We start from the raw sequence: 18,240 nt of genomic DNA, 5'->3' as shown, positions 1-18,240 counted from the left end.
ACACTAACCCGTGCCGCCGCGACACTCCCCATCCGGGGGACGAAACCGTCAAGACTTGACGGGTCTCCTCCGCGACAGCGACCGCAGGTCCCGGCGTGAGCGCAGTCCGAGCTTCGACAGGATGTTGCGTACGTGGAAGTTCACGGTCGTCACCGACACGTACAGGCGCTCGGCGATCTCCTTGTTGGTCATGCCCGCGGCGAGGGCGTGCGCGACCTGCCGTTCGCGCGTGGTGAGCGGCGCGAGCGGGTCGATCCCGGACGAGACCGGTGCCGACTCGTCGAGCAGACGGACGCAACGCGCCAAGTAGCCGGCGGCGCCGAGCCGGCGGAATGTGGTCGCTGCGGCCTCCAGCAGCTCCCGTGCACGCTCGGTCGCCCCCGTCGCCGCCGCCAGCCGGCCGGCGTCGAGCGCGGCGACGGCCTGGGCGAACGGGAAGGCTTCGGCACCCGGCTCCTCCACGGCGGCAGCGGCGGCCTCGAACGCCTCTGAGGTGAGCCCCTCGGCCTCCAGCACGCGGCTCTCGAGCCACCGCAGCGAGCCGTAGTACGGCCGCCAGAGCCCTGGCGCCGCGCACCGCTCGTACGCGGCGCGCGCCTCCTCGGCCCGACCCAGCGCCGCGAGCGCGTCGACGCGGTACGACAGCCAGCCGAGCGTCGAACCGCGGGAGGCGGCCGCCTCCGCCTCTTCGGTCGCCAGCAGCTGGTCCTCCGGCCGGCCGAGCGCCCGAGCGACCTCCGCCCGGGCCAGGTGCGGGAGGTCGCCGTCGTAGGAGCCGGTGATCCGCGGGTCCGCTTGAGCGGCGGCGCGCAGGCGCTCCTCGACCGCATCCGCCTCTCCACGGCCCGCGCGGACGAGCGCAGAGACCCACAGGGCGATCGGCCAGCAGGAGAGGTCGGTCTCGTCGAGGGCGAGCGCGACGGCCGTATCCGCCAGGGTGACCGACTCCTCCCACTCGCCCGTGAGGTACAGAATGTGCGCGTACATCGTCCGCGCGAACCCGGCGGTCCAGCTGCTCGGGAACCGTCGCGCCAAATCCGCGGCCCGACCGAGGTCGGCCCGGGCCCTCGCGATGTCGCCGCTCAGGATGAACACGCGCGACCGGCTGACGAGGGCGTCCACGGCCGCCGGCGATTCGAATCCGACGAGCAGTTCGTCGAGCTCCTCCGTCAGCGGGGCGAAGAGGTCGGGCCGCCGGGCGTGGGCGGCCGAGTTGATGGCCCAGCCGAGCAGCCGGGTCAGGTCGTCCTGGGGCGCGGCCAGCCAGCGGAGGGCCGGGTCGGCGACCTCCGACGGGTCGGGGCTCACGGCGATGGCGCGCCTGGCGGCATCCAGGTGGGTCAGAACGCCGGCGAAGTCGCCCGTCGCCATCAGCACCTTGGGCAGGGCCTCGGCCGCGTGCGCTCGGAGCGCGCGCTCGTCCGGTGTGGTCGCCGGGCGCGACTCGAAGGCGAGCGCCAAGGCGAGGGCACCGGGGAGGTCGCCGGAGAGCGTCCGCAGTTCCAGGAGCACCGCGTCGCGCGTGGACGACGGAGTGGCGGCCTCGACAGCAGGACGCAGGTCCAGGATGCGCTCGTGCATCCGGAACCGCATCGCGATCAGCCCGAGCTCGAGCAACGCCCGCTCGGCGTCCTTCCCCGCGGCGAGCTGCACCGCGGAGCGCGCGTAGCTCAGGGCCTGCTCGGCCTGTCCGAGGTCGGCGACGGCGAGGGCTGCGGCGAGGAGCTCCGCGACGAGGGTCGGGTCGGCCCGGTCGGCGGCCTCCACCCGGTGCCGCAGCGCACGGTGACCGGAGAGCACCTCCGCGGCGACGCGGTGGATGGCCACCCGGCGTTCCAGCGTCAATTCTCCCGCGAGGGAGTCGGCGAGGATGGCGTGGGCGGGCTCGACCCGCACTACACCGTCGCGGGTCTCGGCGAGCACCAGTCCGCGGGCGACCGCACCCGGCACATCCACGTCGATGCCGAGGCGCCCGGCGATGGTGCCGACGACGGGCAGCGGGAGCGGGTCGCGCAGCACGGCGACGAGCTCCGCGGCCGTGCGCACCGACTGATCGGCGCCTTCGAGCGACGCGGAGATCGCCGTGGCGAGGGGCGTGATCGCGGTGGCCGGAAGATCCCAGCCGGCCGGATGCAGCGCCTGCGCGAACGTGTCGCGGAGGTGACCGAGAAGGACGCTCAGCAGCAGCGGCGAGCCCTGCGTCGCCGCGGTGAGACGCGTCGCTGTTCGCCGGGAGACGGGGTGGCCCAGGATGTGGCTGGCGAGCTCCTGGGTGTCGCCGACCGTCAGCGGTGTGAGATCCACGCGGGCGTGATTGGCCGTGGTGGACGCGAGGTCGTCGAACAGCGCGACGACGCTGTTCTGCTGCGGACGGGTCGCCGCGGTGAAGAGGAAACGCTGGTCGGCGAGCCTCCGCACCAAGAAACGCAAGGCGCGGGCCGACGGCTCGTCCACCCACTGGGCGTCGTCGACGATGAGGCACACCGGCCCGCCGATCGCGTCGATGGCATCCAGCAGCATGCGGCCGACGGTCAGCGGGTCATCGCCGGGGGAGGGCGGTCGGATGCCCGCAACGCCCGCTCCCCGCCGGTTGCCGGCAGCGGTGCTCAGGCCGCGGACCAGCGTCTCGACGGTGGCGTAGGCGAGGTCGGACTCGAAGGAGTCGGCGTGGACGCGCAGCACCGTCCATCCCTCGAGCCTCTCGGCGACGTCTGCCAGCAGGGCGGTCTTCCCGAGCCCCGCCTCGCCGGTCACGAGCACTGCGCCACCGTGTTCGCGTGCCCGGTGCGCGACGAGGAGCATGGTCTCGCGGGCACGGTCCCGCCCGAAAAGAGGTCGCGTGTCGTCTGCCCGCAGCTGCTCAGTCACGTGGTGCTCCCGTCCCCGTCGGTCGCGCCGGGTCGGATGCGCCGGATCGGGTGCGCGACCGATCTTCGGATCATCGCACAGCACGGCGGTCGCAGCTTTCCCCAGTCCGGGGGTGCGTCCGACGCGTGTTCGAAGCGCGCACGACACGTTGGACGCGCATTCGAGGCGCGTCCGACGCGTGAACCGGTGGCGTCAGCCCTCCAGTTGCTCCGACAACTCCAACCAGCGCGTCTCCAGGTCCGCGACCTCACCCTCGAGGGCGCGCAGCTCCTCCGTCAGCCGGCCGAGGCCCACGTAGTCGCTCTGATCGTGCCGGGCGAGCTCCTCATGCTTGGCCGAGACCTGGTCGCTCACCTTCGCCAGCCGGCGGTCGAGCGCCGTGAGCTCCTTCTCGGCTGCGCGCAGCGAGGCGCCCGACAGTGAGGGGGTGGATGCGGTGCCCGGCGTGATCGCGGAAGTGCCCGATCCCGATCCCGATCCCGCCGCGCTCTCCGCCCGCCGCAGCCGCAGGTACTCGTCCACTCCGCCCGGAAGATGCCGCAGCCGTCCGTCCAGCACCGCGTACTGCTGGTCCGTGACGCGCTCGAGGAGGTACCGGTCGTGCGAGACGACGAGCAGCGTCCCCGGCCAGGAGTCGAGCAGGTCCTCCATGGCGGCGAGCATGTCCGTGTCGAGGTCGTTGGTCGGCTCGTCGAGGATGAGCACGTTCGGCTCGTCGAGGAGGATGAGCAGCAGCTGCAGCCGCCGCTTCTGACCGCCCGAGAGGTCCTTCACCGGTGTGGAGAGCTGGGCGTTGGAGAAGCCGAGCCGCTCCAGCAGCTGCCCCGGCGTGACCTCCTTGCCGCCCGCGAGATACGTCGTCCGCTTGCCGGCGACGACCGCGCTCACCCGTTCGTCCTGCACGTCGTCGAGTTCGGCCAGTTGCTGGGTGAGGGTGGCGATCCGCACGGTCTTGCCACGCTTCACGGTGCCGGAGTCCGCCTTCACCGTTCCCGCGACCAGCCCCAGGAGCGTGGACTTGCCGGCGCCGTTGACGCCGAGGATGCCGGTGCGCTCACCCGGCGCGATGCGCCACTCCACGTCGCGCAGCACGGTCTTCGGCGGGTAGGAGACGGACACGTCGATCAGGTCGACCACATCCTTGCCGAGGCGGGAGGTGGCGAGGGTCGTCAGCTCGACCGTGTCGCGCGGCGGCGGCTCGTCGGCGATGAGGTCGGCCGCCGCATCCATACGGAACTTCGGCTTGGAGGTGCGCGCCGGGGCGCCGCGGCGCAGCCACGCGAGCTCCTTCCGCATCAGGTTCTGCCGCTTGGTCTCGGCGACGGAGGACATCCGGTCACGCTCCACCCGCTGCAGCACGTACGCGGCGTAGCCGCCCTCGAAGGGCTCCACGATGCCGTCGTGCACCTCCCACGTCTGGGTCGACACCTCATCCAGGAACCACCGGTCGTGCGTGACCACGACCAGTGCCCCCGAAGAAGCGGCCCAGCGGGACTTGAGGTGCTGCGCGAGCCAGGAGACGCCCTCCAGGTCGAGGTGGTTCGTCGGCTCGTCGAGGAACAGGATGTCGTGGTCGTGCACGAGCAGGGCCGCCAGCGCCACGCGTCGCCGCTGCCCTCCGGAGAGTTCGCCGATCGTCGCATCCCAGCGGATGTCGGAGACCAGCCCCGCAAGTACGTCGCGGACGCGCGGGTCGCCCGCCCACAGGTGCTCCTCGCGGTCGCCCACGATCGCGTGCCCGACGGTCAGCTGGGCGGGCAGATCGTCGCGCTGGTCGAGCATCCCGACCGTCACACCGCGTCGGCGGGTGACGCGACCGGAGTCCGGCTCCAGGCTCCCGGCGAGCAGCTGCAACAGGGTCGACTTGCCGTCGCCGTTGCGGCCGACGACGCCGATCCTGTCGCCCTCCGAGAGGCCGAGGGTGACGGAGTCGAAGACGGTCCGCGTCGGGTACTCGAGGTGCAGCGATTCCGCGCCGAGAAGGTGAGCCATGAGGGTCTCCAGCCTACCGGGCGGGCGGCGCTAGACTCCCGCCATGGTCACCCACGCTGTCGTGAACCAGGCTCCGCCGCGCGTCGACGTCGACGAGTTCGCGGTGAACCTCCCGCTCCGCGAGGGGGTGCAGCGGTACGACGCGGGATGGGCCACCGCCTCGCTCGACGCGGTCGGGCGGATCGTCGGGTCGGCAGCGTTCCAGCGGGATGCGGAGCTCGCGAACCTCCACGAGCCGCGACTGCGCGCGTTCGACCGGTGGGGCGATCGCATCGACGAGGTCGAGTACGACGACGGCTACCACCGGGTGATCGCCGCCGCCGTCGCCGCGGGGGCGCACACCTCGGCGTGGGCCGAGCCGAGACCCGGCGCGAACGTCGCCCGCGCCGCCACCTTCATGCTGTTCGCGCAGGTCGAGCCCGGTCACGCCTGCCCGGTGTCGATGACCCACGCGGCGGTCCCGGCGCTCGCCGCCTCAGAGGCCCTCGCAACCGAGTGGATGCCGCGCCTCCTCAGCCGCGACTACGACGGCCGGTTGGTGGCGGGCAAGTCCTCAGCGCTGTTCGGGATGGCGATGACAGAGAAGCAGGGCGGCTCGGATGTGCGCGCCAACACAACGCGTGCGCTCGCCGACGGCGACGGTCGGTGGCTGCTCACCGGGCACAAGTGGTTCTGCTCGGCGCCCATGTCGGATGCGTTCCTCGTGCTCGCGCAGACGGCGGTGGGGCTGTCCTGCTTCCTCGTTCCCCGGATGTTGGAGGACGGCGGGCGCAACGTCTTCCTCCTCCAGCGCCTAAAGGACAAGCTCGGGAACCGCTCCAACGCCTCCGCCGAGGTGGAGTTCGACGCGACGGTGGGGTACCTGCTGGGCGACGAGGGACGCGGCGTCCGCACCATCCTCGAGATGGTCAACCGCACACGGCTCGACTGCATCTTCGGGACGGCGGCCGGGATGCGGCAGGCCGTCGCCGAGGCAGCCTGGCACGTGCGGCACCGCGCAGCCTTCGGTGCGCGGCTCGTCGACCAGCCCGCCATGGCCGCGGTGCTGTCGGATCTGGCACTGGAGTCGGAGGCGGCGACCGCGGTCGCCCTGCGGTTGGCACGGGCGCACGACGCGGATGCACCCGAAAACGACGTCGCCTTCCGACGGCTGGCCACGGCGGTCACGAAGTACTGGGTGTGCAAGCGCGGCCCCGGGCACGCGTACGAGGCGCTGGAGTGCCTCGGCGGCAACGGCTACACGGAGGCGTTCCCGCTGGCCCGCCGGTATCGGGAGCAGCCGGTGATGGCGATCTGGGAGGGGTCGGGCAACGTCATCGCGCTCGACGTGCTCCGGGCGCTCCGGCGGGAGCCGGCGGCGTGGGAGGCGTTCGACACCGAGCTCGCCGCAGCACGCGGCGTGTACCGGACTTTCGATGGGCACCACGACCGCCTCCGGGCGCGGGTGGCGGCACTCATCGCCTGCGAGCCCACGGCGGATGCTGAGGCGGCCGTCCGTCCGCTGGTCGCCGCGCTCGCGTTGACCCTGCAGGCGTCGCTGCTGATGCGGGATGCGCCCGCCGCCGTCGCCGACGCGTTCGTCGCCGCGCGCCTCGGCCCCGAGCGGGGCTCCCTCTACGGCGAGCTTCCCTCCGGCCTCGACCTCGCGGCCCTCCTCGCGCGCGCCTGACCCACGCGCCCCGCGCATCCCCGCCTCCCTCGCGTCCCCAAGCCAACGGCTCCTGAGTTTTTCCGGGTCGCGACGGCGTGTCGGGCGAAAAACTCAGGAGCTGTTGGCTTGGGCGCCGATGGCGGCGTAGAACTCGGCTACGGCCTTGCGGTTGTAGGCGGCGTAGTCGAAGTGGCTGTCCGGGACGGCGCCGGCCAGGAACGCGCGCATCCCCTCGGCGACGCCCTCGACCGTCTGGGGCACCACCATGCCGCTTCCGGCGGGCAGGGCGTTCTTGGCAGAGGCGAATTCGACCGTGACGATCGGCAGCTGCAGCACCAGCGCCTCCAGCAGCACCATCGGCTGGCCCTCGTAGTCGCTGGAGAGCACGAAGCAGTCAGCCTTCGCCATGATCGCGTGCGGGTTGCGCTGCATCCCGGTCAGGAACACGGAGCCTTCGAGACCTAGTTCGGCGACGAGTCCCTCGAGCTCGGCGGCGAGGGGACCGGACCCCACGAGGACCAGCCGCGTCCGCGGGTTCTCCGCGTGCACGGCGGCGAACGCGCGGATGAGACGTGCCTGGTTCTTCTCCGGCGACAACCGTCCGACGTTCACGAACGTCGTCACATCGTCGTCGGCGAGCAGCAGTTCGGCCCAATCCGGGATGCTGCCGGTCTCCTCGTCGAAGGTCAGCTCGTGCAGGTCGGCGGTCGCGTTCTCCAGGATGTGCTCGGCGTCGACCGTGTTCAGCGCCGACACGAATTTCTCGGGGGCCGCGTACTCGGCCAGCGACGCGCGGTTGATCTCGGACAGCGTGGGCGAGACGGAGACCAGGTGGTCGTACTGCCGGTACAGGGTGAAGATCTGCGTGAGGCTGTGCAGCATCCGCTTCTGGCCGTTCACCTCGCGGTGTGCGTCGGACGCGAGGTCGTTGTGAAGCCAGATCGCCCGTTGCGCCTTGGGCGAGTGCAGCAGCAGGGTCGCCCAGAACGGTCCGTATCCTGAGAAGTCGACCACGTAGTCGAATCGGCTCTCGCCGAAGCAGCGGTACCACTCGTCATCCCACAGCCGGTTCTGCGCCGGGATGTCGGCGTGCTGCGCGATCCGCCCGCGACGGAAGTCGAGGTGGCGGGCGAGGTGCAGCAGCTTTGCGCCGTTCATCCCGCCGACGCGGGGGAACTGGCGCACGTCGGGATGGATCTGCCGCTGCTTGCCGATGATGACCTGCGACCGGCTCTGGGCGAAGAACGCGGAGACGTCGTAGCGCTCGTGGTCGATGTTGTTGAGCAGGTTGAGGGCCGAGGTCGTGATGCCGTTGGGGCGCATCCCGCCGAGGTACAGCAGGATCTTGCTGCGCCCGTCGTCGGCGAGCCCTGTCTGCAGACGGTACCCATCGCGCACGCCGCGGAAGACGATGTCGACGATGCGGCGGGAGACGCCGCCGTCTTCGCAGGGGGTGAACCGCCGCTGCATGTCGCGGTAGCGCTCCTCCCACTCGGCGGGCACTGCGCCGTCGTTCTCGGCGACCGCATGGAGCGCCTCGCCGACTTCGCGCGCCGACATGAGCACGGGGCCGGGCCACTCGTCCGGCTCGAAGTAGAGGCCGCGTGTGCCGGCGTAGTCGGCCAGATCGGGCGTGAAGAACACGATGGGGCGCCCGGTCTGCAGGAAGTCGAAGAAGATGCTCGAGTAGTCCGAGATCAGCATGTCGGTCGCGCCGAGCACCAGGTTGGTGGGGATCTCGTTGGGCACGAGCATCCGGGCGAGCTCCGGCCGGTCGGCGGCGAGCGCGTGGACACTCTGGTGGGTCTTCACCAGCACGGCGTACCGGCTGGTGTCGATGCCCTCCTCGATCTGCGCGATGTGGGCGAGTAGCGCATCCAGGTCGTCCTCGGGCCGGCCGAAGGTCTGACCCTTCCAGGTCGGCGCGTACAGGATGACTTTGCGGTCGCCGAGCGGGATGCCCGAGGCGATCAGTCGCTGACGCACGCTCTCGCGTCCCGCCTCATCGAGGAACTGCCGGTCGATCCGCGGGTACCCCTCCTCGACGAGGGTGCCGCGGTAGATGCCGTCCAGTTTGTAGCCGGTCCGGTACATCTGCTCGGACATGAACGGGTTCGCCGAGAGCAGGTAGTCCGCCTGCACGAAGTTGCGGATGATGTTGGCGGTGGCGAGCGCGCCGTCCTCGATGTCGTAGCCCATCCGCTTCAGCGGGGTCCCGTGCCAGGTGTTCAGGTACACCTGGCCGGGGCGCTTCGAGAAGTCGGGCGGGAAGGTCGCGTTGTTGACCAGGTACTGGCTCGTCGCGAGGGCTCGGTAATACGCGGCGGAGCCGTAACGGACGAAGCTGACCCGCGGCTCGTCGGCGAACTCCTCCACCGCCGCGCGGTACTGGCTGAGGTCGGACAGCGCCCAGATATGGGTCAGTCGCTCCAGGTCCGGCGCCGCGAGGAGCTCCCGGAAGATCGCCTCGGGGTTGTCGAGCATCCCGTTGCCGGAGAAGGACTCGTAGAGCACGGACCCCTGCACGATCGGCCGGCTGCGCCAGTGCGCGTGGATCTCGTAGCGCGCGGCGCGCTTCACCCGAGAGGGCAGTCGCTTCAGTCGGGAGAGTCTCATCGCCCCGATTTTATGAGAGCGGGATAACGGTCTGCTGGGAGCGGGGTCAGCCTTCGGCGTCGAACCCCAGGCTCAGCTTGCGCAGGAGGGCCGCCAGGCGCTCCGCATCCGCGGCCGAGAGGCCGTCGAGCAGCTCGGCCTCCGCATCGACGAGGCGGGTGATCGCGGCATCCACCCGGGTGAGGCCCTGGGCGGTCATCTGCACCAGGATGCCGCGGCCGTCGTTCGGGTCGGTCCGACGCTCGACGAGACCGCGGGCGACCAGGCGGTCGATGCGATTGGTCATCGTGCCGGAGGAGACCAGGGTCTGCTGCAGCAGCGATTTCGGGCTCAGCTGGTACGGTGCGCCGGCACGCCGGAGGGCGGCGAGGACGTCGAACTCCCACGAGTCGAGGTCCGAGCGCTCGAAGGCGCCGCGGCGCGCGCGGTCGAGGTGGCGCGAGAGGCGGTCGACGCGCGACAGCACCTGGAGCGGCGCGAAATCGAGGTCGGGGCGCTCCCGCAGCCAGGCGTCGACAATGCGGTCAACCTCGTCGCGTGCGTCGGCCATGCCCCCATGCTATTGGGGTTCGCCACGGGCGCCGTCTGGCAGACTGTCATCTGCGCGAAACGCGCGTTCCGCCTTGGTGTAATGGCAGCACGACAGCCTTTGGAGCTGTTAGGTCCAGGTTCGAGTCCTGGAGGCGGAGCGTCCGAAGCCCCACCCCTGGAGGAACATGACCGACCAGAATCTCGCCATCGTCGTTCTCGCGGCAGGGCAGGGCACGCGGATGAAGTCCGCCACCCCCAAACTCCTTCACCCGCTCGGCGGCATCCCGATCGTCTCCCATGTGCTGGCGACCGCCCGCGAGCTGGATGCTGCGCACGTCATCGCCGTCGTGCGGCACGAGCGCGACCGTCTCGCCGAGGTGATCGGAGCCGACCTGCCGGAGGCCGTCATCGTCGACCAGGACGAGGTGCCGGGCACCGGCCGCGCCGTGGAGCTCGCCGTCGAGGCGCTTCCCGCCGACTTCTCCGGCGACGTGCTTGTCGTGAACGGCGACGTCCCGCTGCTCGACGCTGCGACGCTCCGCGAGCTCATCGCCTCCCACCGCTCGGGCGAGGCCGCTGCGACCATCCTCTCGTCCTTCCCGGCAGACGCCACCGGCTACGGGCGCATCGTCCGCACCCCGCAGGGGCACCTGGACCGCATCGTCGAGCACAAGGATGCGTCGGAGACCGAGCGACAGATCGGCGAGATCAACGCCGGCATCTATCTGTTCGGGCTGGCTGCACTGCGCGACAAGTTGGCGCTCGTGTCCACCGACAACGCGCAGGGCGAGAAGTACCTGACCGATGTGATCGGGCTGCTCCGCGAGGCCGGCTTCGACGTGGATGCGCTCCCCGTCGCCGAGTCCTGGCTGGTCGAGGGCATCAACGACCGCGCGCAGCTGAGCGACGCGGCGGCGAAGCTGAATGCCCTCATCGTCCGCACCTGGCAGCTCGCCGGCGTGACGGTGCAGGACCCGGCGACCACCTGGATCGACGTGAAGGCGAAGCTCGCACCGGATGTCACCATCCTCCCGGGCACACAGCTGCGTGGAGCGACGGCCATCGAGACGGGCGCCACCATCGGCCCGGACACCACGCTCACCGACACCGAGGTGGGAGAGGGCGCCACCGTCACCCGCACGGATGCCACCCTCGCGGTCATCGGCGCGCGGGCCACGGTCGGCCCGTTCGCCTACCTGCGGCCGGGGACGGTGCTCGGCGCCACGGGCAAGATCGGAACCTTCACCGAGACCAAGAACGCGGTCATCGGCGAGGGCACGAAGCTTGCCCACTTCAACTACGTCGGCGACGCCGAGGTGGGCGAGAAGGGCAACCTCGGCGCGGGCGTCATCACGGCCAACTACGACGGCGTGAACAAGCACCGCACGATCATCGGATCGCATGTGCGCATCAGCACGAACACGGTGCTCGTCGCGCCGGTTAGGATAGGTGACGGAGCGTACACGGGGGCGGGTGCGGTCGTCCGAAAGGATGTCCCCGCTGGAGCCCTCGCCATGACGGTCGCCCCACAACGCAACATCGAAGGCTGGGTCGCCGACAAGCGGCCGGGCACCGACGCCGACAGGGCTGCTCAGGCGAGCAGTGCTGCAGATGGCAGTGCAGCTCGAACGAGTGGAGAGTAAGTGTCAGGGATCACCACGACCGGCCAGAAACGTCTCGTCCTGATCTCCGGTCGCGCGCATCCCCAGCTCGCACATGAGATTGCGGAGAACCTCGGCAGCGAGCTGATCCCGACCGATGCACGGACCTTCGCCAACGGCGAGATCTACGCACGGTTCGACGAGAGCGTCCGCGGGTCGGATGCGTTCGTCATCCAGTCGCACACCTCGCCCATCAACGAGTGGCTCATGGAGCAGCTCATCATGGTGGATGCGCTGAAGCGCGCCTCGGCGAAACGCATCACGGTCGTCGCTCCCTTCTACCCGTACGCCCGCCAGGACAAGAAGGGCCGCGGCCGCGAGCCGATCTCGGCCCGGCTCGTGGCCGACCTGTTCAAGGCCGCCGGCGCCGACCGCATCATGTCGGTCGACCTGCACGCCGCCCAGATCCAGGGCTTCTTCGACGGACCGGTCGACCACCTGTTCGCGATGCCGGTGCTGCTCGAGCACATGCGCCGCGAACTCGACCCGTCGACCCTGACCGTGGTGTCTCCGGACATGGGCCGGGTTCGCGTTGCCGACATCTGGAGCGACAAGCTCGGAGCGCCGCTGGCGATCATCCACAAGCGCCGTGACCCGCTGGTGCCGAACCAGGTGTCGGTGCACGAGATCGTCGGCGACGTCAACGGACGCGTGTGCCTGCTCGTCGACGACCTGATCGACACCGGCCGCACCATCGTCAAGGCCGCGGAGGCGCTCAAGGAGGCCGGGGCCACCGGTGTCGTGGTCGCCGCCACGCACGCCGTGTTCAGCGACCCCGCGGTGGAGCTGCTGCAGAGCGACGTGATCGACTCGGTCGTCGTCACCGACACCCTCCCGCTCCCCGAGCACAAGCGCTGGGACAAGCTGACGGTGCTGCCGATCGCGCCGCTCCTGGCGAGTGCGATCCGCGAGGTCTTCACCGACGGTTCGGTGACCTCGATGTTCGACGGCGCCGCGTAACCCGGGTCCTGTTTTCAGGACGCGCGCTCGACGCTCCACCCCGCTCGGCGGTGCGCGCCGACCGTCTGAGTGACGGCACGCTCGAGCCCATCCACACCGGAGGACGAGCGGATCGACCGCCCGATGCGCGCGCTCCGCTCCGCGTACGCCGGCTGGTCGAGCACCGTGCGCACAGCCCGCGCGATCGCGGCCGGCTCCGGGTGGTTGGTGCCGAGCGCGACGCCCACGCCCGACCACGTGACGCGCGCCGACACCTCCGCCTTGTCCTCCGTGGTCCCCGCGATCACCACCGGAACGCCGTGCTCCATGGCGTAGTGGATGCCGCCGTAGCCGCCGTTCGTGACGTAGACCGCGGTGCGGGGGAGGAGGAGGTCGTACGGCAGGTAGGTCGCGACGCGGGCATTCGCGGGCAGCGTCTCGCCGAGAGCCGTGAGCGGGCGTCCTCCGCTGCTCGCCACGACCCACACATCCTGCTCGGCCAGCGCGCGCATCGTCGGGAGGACGAGGTCGCCGAAGTCCCGATTGGCGACGGTGCCTTGGGTGACATGGATGACGGGGCGCCCGTCGTCGAGGTCGGCCCACCACGCGGGAAGGGCGGCGCCGGACGCCTGCGTGCGCGAGACCGGGCCGACGAAGTGGACGGGAACCGCGAGATCGCTGCGCGGGTACTCGAACTCGGGGACCGTGAACTGCACGACGCCGTCGGCGTGCGACGGCCAGTCGAGCACGAATCCGGGGAGCCCGGTGCCGGCCTCCTGACCGACGCGGACGGCGGCACGCTGCACCGGCGCGAACACGATCTTTTCGGCGACGACCGTGAGGGCGGCGTTGCGGACGCGGCCGAGGGCGCCTGGCCGTGGCGGCACCCCGAGGCCGAACGGTGCGGTGTCCCGGCTCTTCACCCCGAGGGGGACGATCCCGAGGTTGAGCAGCGCCGGTCGTCGGTCGCGCGGACGAGCAGCGAGGAGGGCGGCGCCCAGGAACAGGCTCTCGGCGAGGACGACGTCGATGTGGAGGCTGTGCAGGACCGCATCCATCGCCGCCAGCTGGCTGCGGGCGGGCCGCAGGAAGATCTCCGTCATGTCCCAGCGGATGCCGGCGGGACCGGTGAGTCCCACGCGCCCCGGGAACGCCGCGTCGATGTCGCTGTCGTCGTAGTCGGCTTCCGCGGGCAGGCGCAGGACGGAGGCGCCGGTCGCGGCGGCGGCCTCCAGGTAGCGCTCGCCGGTGAGAAAGTGGACGCGGTGCCCGCGATCGACGAGCGCGCGGCTCACCGCGAGAAGGGGTGTGACGTGGCCGTGCACCGGAGTGCTGCAGAGCAGGATGTCGAGCGAGCCGGCATTCATGGAGTGGTCCTCATTCCGGGTAGAGTCGAGTAAACGTCAACAGTATTCACTACACGCGAAAGGTAGTCAATAGTGGCCGGCACACGACCGTACCGCTCGACCCTGCGGCAGGAGCACGCGCGACAGACGCGGCGACGCATCCTGGAGGCGGCGGCCGAGGTCTTCTCGGCACGCGGCTACGCCAGCGCATCCCTCGCGGACATCGCCGCCGCCGCCGGCGTTTCGGTCGAGAGCGTCAAGGTGCACGGGCCGAAACGCGCCCTGCTCCTATCGGCGTTCGAGCTCACTTTCGGAGGCGAGGCGGGGGAGTCGTCGATCACCCAGCGGCCCGAGATCGCCGCGATCGCGGCACTCGACAACCCCGAGCGGATACTGGCCGAACTGATCCCGTTCATCGCCGCCGCCAACGCGCGGACCTCCGGGCTCTGGGCGACCTTCACGGCCGCGGCGCGCGACGACGCCGAGGTGGGCGCCGCCCTCGCGGGGCTCCTCGAGCGCCGTCACGCCGACTACGCGGCGATGGTGGGCCTGCTCGGTGACCGCGGCATCGCATCCATCGCCCGGCTCGATGCGAAAGGTCGCAGAGAGCTCGCCGATGCGCTCTCCTTCGTCATGTCGCCGGAGGGTTACCAGCAACTCGTCGGCGAGAGCGGCTGGAGCTTCCGCCGCTACACGGCGTGGCTGCTCGCTACGGTGCGGACGCTGATCGCTGCAACTGGTGCGGCGTCGCTACCGGTGCCCGACGAAGCCGCGTAGCTCCCCGCCGGAATTGCGTCATAAAAGCACGTTTTGCACGTCCTCTTCTAGTGGTGCCGCCGTTCGAGGCGCGCCACACGATATCGAGTGTTCCGAGGGGCGCAGCAGCGATGACAGACAGCAACAATCCAACGCAATCCGGAGGCGGAGACATCCCGCCGACCGCGAGCGCTGATCCGGCGGGCGGAGCGGCGCCGAAGCGCAAGCTCGGGACCGGTGCCCTCATCGGGATAGCGACCGGCGGACTCGCGGCGATCGCGGCGCTCGCCCTCGTGGTCGCCTTCGCGATCGTCCCGGCGATCGCCACGGCGGCGGGGCCGTCGCCGACGGACGTAGCCCGCGACTTCATGACCGCGCTGGCGAAGGCGGACGCGAAGACAGTGCTCGGCTACCTCGAGAGCGACAAGACCGCGAAGTATGCCACCACGGAGGTGCTGCGAGCCTCGAACAAGCTCGCCCCAATCCGGGTAGTCACGATCGGGAAGCCCACCAGGGAGACGTCGAAGCAGGCGTTCATCCCTGTCACATACAAGATGGGCGATAAGACGTTCCGGACCACTCTGGACGTGTACAGCACGGAGGACAGCGGTTGGCAGGTGCAGGACCCTTCCGTCCTCCTGTACGTCGACCGCTTCCGACCGCTCGGAGCGACCCTCAACGGTGTCAAGGTCACGAGTGAAACCGTCCGGGTGCTGCCCGGCACGTACGAGCTGGAGCTCACGAACAAGAATTACGCGGTCGAGGGCGGGTCGACGCTCACCGTCGCCTTCAAACAGGCTCCCGACATGACCACGAAGGAGCCGGTGCTCTCCGAGAAGGGACGCACCACGGTTCGCACCATGATCAAAGAGGCCGTCGATGCCTGCGTCGCATCCAAGAACCTGGACGCCGGGTGCGGCATCAAGCTCGCCGGTTCGACCTCGGATGGCATCACTCTGGTCGAGGGCTCGTTGTCCCGCTCGCTCAGCGCATCTGTCGCAGCGAAGGTCGATGCGATCGAGGGGGATGTGGGCATCGCGAATCCGCTCATCGTCGACGGCGGCTTCCTCGGAGCGGTCGAGACAACGGGCACCTGCCTGAAAGACGGCAAGGAAGGCACGTGCAAGGTGCTTTTCGGCAGTGGAGGATTCGGGCATCCGATCGTCGACTTCTCCTCCGACCCGCCCGAGCTCCGCTGGGATTCGCGGAGCTTCTGATCCGTCGGCCCGCGTCGGCTGCCGCGATGCCTACTGCAGCTGGTGCGGAGCAGAAGGGATGAGGCCGAGCGGCGCCACCCAGGTCCCGTCACCTTCCGTGTTGAGCGCGTAGCACTGCCAGCCGGGGCCGAGCGGCCCGAACAGCTCGAAGCGTGCCGAGGCGCCCACCGACTCCGGCTGGTACTGCCGGGCGTACACCGAGCAGGTGTAGTCGGCCGTCTGCGTCTGGATGCTGATGGTGAGCAGGATGCCCGGCAGCAGCAGTGCGGCGAGCGCGACCACGACGAAGACGCGGCTCGCGACGGTCATCGTGCGGCCGCGCAGGGGTCGCTCCCCGAGCGGCTCGTACTCCGCGAGCTCCGGATGGTCCTCGTACGTCACCACCCCATCCTCCCTCTCCGCGGCCGTCGAGTACACAAAAACTGCACGCAGATCATGCGATCTGCGTGCAGTCTGTGCGGACTCGGCTGGGAGGGAGCCCCGGCGGGAGGCGCGGGAGGGCTAGTGCGAGGAGCCCTCGGTGGCGATCTCGGTACGGTCGCCGGACCACAGGGTGTGGAAGACGCCGTCCTTGTCGACTCGCTTGTAGGTGTGCGCGCCGAAGAAGTCGCGCTGGCCCTGCACGAGGGCTGCGGGGAGACGCTTCGATGCCAGCGAGTCGTAGTACGACAGCGCCGCGCCGAAGCCGGGCACCGGCACGCCGGAGCGCGCGGCGGTGGCGACGATGCGGCGCCAGGCGGCCTCGCCCTCGCGCACCGCGTCGGCGAAGTAGGGCGCTTCGAGCAGTGTGGCGATATTCGGGTTCTCGTCGTACGCGTCCGCGATGCGGTTCAGGAACTGGGCGCGGATGATGCAGCCGCCGCGCCAGATCTTCGCGATGCGGTCCTTGTGGATGTCCCAGCCGTACTTCTCGGCGCCGGCGATGATCGCGTCGAAGCCCTGCGCGTACGCGACGACCTTGGAGGCGTACAGCGCCTTGGACACATCATCGGCGAAGGCGGCGACATCCGAAGCCTTCTGCACCTCCGGCCGCGACTGCACGGTGGCCTGCACGGCGGCGCGCTGGTTCGGCTTGGAGGAGACGGCGCGGGCGAAGACCGCCTCGGCGATGCCGCCGACCGGGACTCCGAGGTCGAGGGCGTTCTGCACGGTCCAGACGCCGGTGCCCTTCGAGCCTGCCTGGTCGAGGACGATGTCGATGAACGGCTTGCCGGTCTCGGCATCCACCTGACGGAGCACCTCGGCGGTGATCTCGATCAGGTACGACTCCAGGTAGCCCTTGTTCCACTCGGCAAAGACGTCGGCGATCTGCGCGGGCTCCAGCCCGCCGATCGTGCGCAGCAGGTCGTACGCCTCGGCGATGAGCTGCATGTCGGCGTACTCGATGCCGTTGTGGATCATCTTCACGAAGTGGCCGGCGCCGTCGGTGCCGACGTGGGTCACGCACGGCTCGCCCTCGGCCACCGCGGCGATGGACTCCAGGATCGGGCCCAGCGTCTCGTACGACTCAACGGAACCGCCGGGCATGATCGAGGGGCCGTTCAGTGCGCCCTCCTCGCCGCCGGAGATGCCCGCGCCCACGAAGTGGATGCCGGTCGGCGCGATCCGCTTCTCCCGCTCGATGGTGTCGTGGAAGTTCGCGTTGCCGCCGTCGACGATGATGTCGCCGGGCTCGAACCGCTCCACGAGCTGGTCGATGACCGCATCCGTGCCCTTGCCGGCCTGCACCATGATGATCGCTGTGCGCGGCTTCGACAGCGAGGCGACGAAGTCGTCCATCTGCTCGGAGGACACGAATCCGGCCTCCGGGTGCGCGTTCACCAGCTCCTCGGTGCGCGCGTAGGTGCGGTTGAAGACCGCGACCGTGTTGCCCTCGCGGGAGGCGAGGTTGCGGGCGAGGTTCGATCCCATCACCGCCAGGCCGACGACTCCGATGTTGGCCTTTGCTTCCTGTGACACGTCATGCTCCTTCGTGGTGCCGCGGCAGACGGAGGCCGTCCGCCGCGACGGGTATGGTCCGGGGGTCAGCTCTCCCGCTGGTGGCAAGAATCGAGCAGTCCTCTCAGCGTAGCGCGCGGCCGGACGACGCGAGGCCCGGGCGGTAATCGGGGGATACTGGCGGGACGTGTGGATAAGGAGGCGACGTGCGTGGACCGCAGGTGGTGGTGATGGGCGTGTCCGGTTCGGGCAAGAGCACGGTCGGGGAGGCGCTCGCGGTCGAGCTCGGCGTCCCCTTCGTCGACGGCGACGGCCTGCACCCGGCGGAGAACGTCGCCAAGATGGCCTCCGGGATCCCGCTCACCGACGAGGATCGCATCCCGTGGCTGCTGACCGTGGGGCGGGTCCTGACCGAGACGTCGCCTACGGGCGTGGTGGTCGCCTGCTCGGCGCTGAAGCGCGCGTACCGCGACCTCATCCGGTCGGAGGCACCGGAGGCGGTATTCGCCGAACTGGACGGCACGCGCGAGCTGCTCGCGGCGCGCATGGCCGCGCGTCCCCGCCACTTCATGCCCGTCTCGCTGCTCGACTCGCAGCTCGCCACGCTCGAACCGCTGCAGGCGGACGAGGCGGGCCTCCGCCTCGACGTCGGCCGCTCACCCGCGGAACTTGCGGCCGTCATCGCCGCCGCCGTGCGATCCAGCGGAGACGACACGCCGTAACCT

Annotated in this window: 13 protein-coding genes and 1 tRNA gene; 7 read left to right on the top strand and 7 right to left on the bottom strand. The window is 70.3% G+C overall.

Annotation, left to right across the window (positions count from 1 at the left end; translation table 11 throughout):
* Nucleotides 1-48 precede the first annotated feature (48 nt).
* On the bottom strand, nt 49-2,868 hold the full coding sequence (locus tag AB7E03_RS06825; protein WP_489940465.1) for a helix-turn-helix transcriptional regulator: 2,820 nt from the start codon (nt 2,866-2,868) through the stop codon (nt 49-51).
* A gap of 192 nt (nt 2,869-3,060) precedes the next feature.
* A complete protein-coding gene (locus AB7E03_RS06820) occupies nt 3,061-4,860 on the bottom strand; it encodes an ABC-F family ATP-binding cassette domain-containing protein (RefSeq protein ID WP_489940463.1) in 1,800 nt (599 codons plus the stop codon).
* Between the two features lie 43 nt (nt 4,861-4,903).
* Between AB7E03_RS06820 and AB7E03_RS06815 the strand changes: the two genes are divergently transcribed.
* Nucleotides 4,904-6,529 carry an acyl-CoA dehydrogenase family protein gene (locus tag AB7E03_RS06815; protein WP_489940461.1) on the top strand — a complete coding sequence of 542 codons (1,626 nt, stop codon included), beginning with the start codon at nt 4,904-4,906 and terminating at the stop codon, nt 6,527-6,529.
* 93 nt (nt 6,530-6,622) lie between these two features.
* On the opposite strand, the gene AB7E03_RS06810 is transcribed toward AB7E03_RS06815, so the two are convergent.
* Nucleotides 6,623-9,127, bottom strand: a complete 2,505-nt coding sequence (locus tag AB7E03_RS06810; protein WP_489940459.1) for a CDP-glycerol glycerophosphotransferase family protein — start codon at nt 9,125-9,127, stop codon at nt 6,623-6,625.
* Nucleotides 9,128-9,173: 46 nt separating this feature from the next.
* Nucleotides 9,174-9,677, bottom strand: a complete 504-nt coding sequence (locus AB7E03_RS06805) for a MarR family winged helix-turn-helix transcriptional regulator (protein WP_441781678.1) — start codon at nt 9,675-9,677, stop codon at nt 9,174-9,176.
* 67 nt (nt 9,678-9,744) lie between these two features.
* On the opposite strand from AB7E03_RS06805, the gene AB7E03_RS06800 reads away from it, so the two are divergent.
* From AB7E03_RS06800 to AB7E03_RS06790, 3 genes are all read left to right on the top strand, one after another.
* Nucleotides 9,745-9,816: transfer RNA gene (locus tag AB7E03_RS06800), tRNA-Gln, on the top strand.
* Nucleotides 9,817-9,843: 27 nt separating this feature from the next.
* Nucleotides 9,844-11,301, top strand: coding sequence for a bifunctional UDP-N-acetylglucosamine diphosphorylase/glucosamine-1-phosphate N-acetyltransferase GlmU (glmU, locus tag AB7E03_RS06795; protein ID WP_489940457.1), 1,458 nt, complete (start codon nt 9,844-9,846; stop codon nt 11,299-11,301).
* A complete protein-coding gene (locus tag AB7E03_RS06790; RefSeq protein WP_489940455.1) occupies nt 11,302-12,279 on the top strand; it encodes a ribose-phosphate diphosphokinase in 978 nt (325 codons plus the stop codon).
* Between the two features lie 14 nt (nt 12,280-12,293).
* Here AB7E03_RS06790 and AB7E03_RS06785 read toward each other — a convergent pair whose 3' ends face one another.
* The gene (locus AB7E03_RS06785; RefSeq protein WP_489940453.1) at nt 12,294-13,625 is read right to left on the bottom strand and encodes a glycosyltransferase; all 1,332 of its coding nucleotides are present in this window, start codon (nt 13,623-13,625) and stop codon (nt 12,294-12,296) included.
* A 72-nt stretch (nt 13,626-13,697) separates the two neighbouring features.
* On the opposite strand from AB7E03_RS06785, the gene AB7E03_RS06780 reads away from it, so the two are divergent.
* Both AB7E03_RS06780 and AB7E03_RS06775 read left to right on the top strand, forming a co-directional pair.
* On the top strand, nt 13,698-14,381 hold the full coding sequence (locus AB7E03_RS06780) for a TetR family transcriptional regulator (RefSeq protein ID WP_489940451.1): 684 nt from the start codon (nt 13,698-13,700) through the stop codon (nt 14,379-14,381).
* Between the two features lie 110 nt (nt 14,382-14,491).
* Nucleotides 14,492-15,577: a hypothetical protein gene (locus AB7E03_RS06775; RefSeq protein WP_489940449.1), complete on the top strand. Its 1,086-nt coding sequence runs from the start codon at nt 14,492-14,494 to the stop codon at nt 15,575-15,577.
* Between the two features lie 30 nt (nt 15,578-15,607).
* Here the strand turns inward: AB7E03_RS06775 and AB7E03_RS06770 are convergent, their stop codons facing one another.
* Both AB7E03_RS06770 and gndA read right to left on the bottom strand, forming a co-directional pair.
* Complete coding sequence (locus AB7E03_RS06770) at nt 15,608-15,958, bottom strand: hypothetical protein (protein WP_489940447.1); 351 nt, start codon at nt 15,956-15,958, stop codon at nt 15,608-15,610.
* Nucleotides 15,959-16,078: 120 nt separating this feature from the next.
* Nucleotides 16,079-17,536, bottom strand: a complete 1,458-nt coding sequence (gene gndA, locus AB7E03_RS06765; RefSeq protein ID WP_489940445.1) for an NADP-dependent phosphogluconate dehydrogenase — start codon at nt 17,534-17,536, stop codon at nt 16,079-16,081.
* Nucleotides 17,537-17,745: 209 nt separating this feature from the next.
* On the opposite strand from gndA, the gene AB7E03_RS06760 reads away from it, so the two are divergent.
* A complete protein-coding gene (locus tag AB7E03_RS06760; RefSeq protein ID WP_489942879.1) occupies nt 17,746-18,237 on the top strand; it encodes a gluconokinase in 492 nt (163 codons plus the stop codon).
* Nucleotides 18,238-18,240: the final 3 nt, after the last annotated feature.

The organism is Leifsonia sp. RCC_180 (assembly GCF_058138205.1).
The sequence above is the reverse complement of the archived record's forward strand: the minus strand, read 5'-3'. Positions and strand labels throughout refer to the sequence as shown.

What these genes read in the sequence shown, in the direction of transcription:
- AB7E03_RS06820 (WP_489940463.1), bottom strand. Translation starts at nt 4,860, where the DNA reads ATGGCTCACCTTCTCGGCGCGGAATCGCTGCACCTCGAGTACCCGACG.
- AB7E03_RS06785 (WP_489940453.1), bottom strand. Translation starts at nt 13,625, where the DNA reads ATGAATGCCGGCTCGCTCGACATCCTGCTCTGCAGCACTCCGGTGCAC.
- AB7E03_RS06810 (WP_489940459.1), bottom strand. Translation starts at nt 9,127, where the DNA reads ATGAGACTCTCCCGACTGAAGCGACTGCCCTCTCGGGTGAAGCGCGCC.
- AB7E03_RS06815 (WP_489940461.1), top strand. Translation starts at nt 4,904, where the DNA reads ATGGTCACCCACGCTGTCGTGAACCAGGCTCCGCCGCGCGTCGACGTC.
- AB7E03_RS06805 (WP_441781678.1), bottom strand. Translation starts at nt 9,677, where the DNA reads ATGGCCGACGCACGCGACGAGGTTGACCGCATTGTCGACGCCTGGCTG.
- glmU (WP_489940457.1), top strand. Translation starts at nt 9,844, where the DNA reads ATGACCGACCAGAATCTCGCCATCGTCGTTCTCGCGGCAGGGCAGGGC.
- AB7E03_RS06760 (WP_489942879.1), top strand. Translation starts at nt 17,746, where the DNA reads ATGGGCGTGTCCGGTTCGGGCAAGAGCACGGTCGGGGAGGCGCTCGCG.
- AB7E03_RS06775 (WP_489940449.1), top strand. Translation starts at nt 14,492, where the DNA reads ATGACAGACAGCAACAATCCAACGCAATCCGGAGGCGGAGACATCCCG.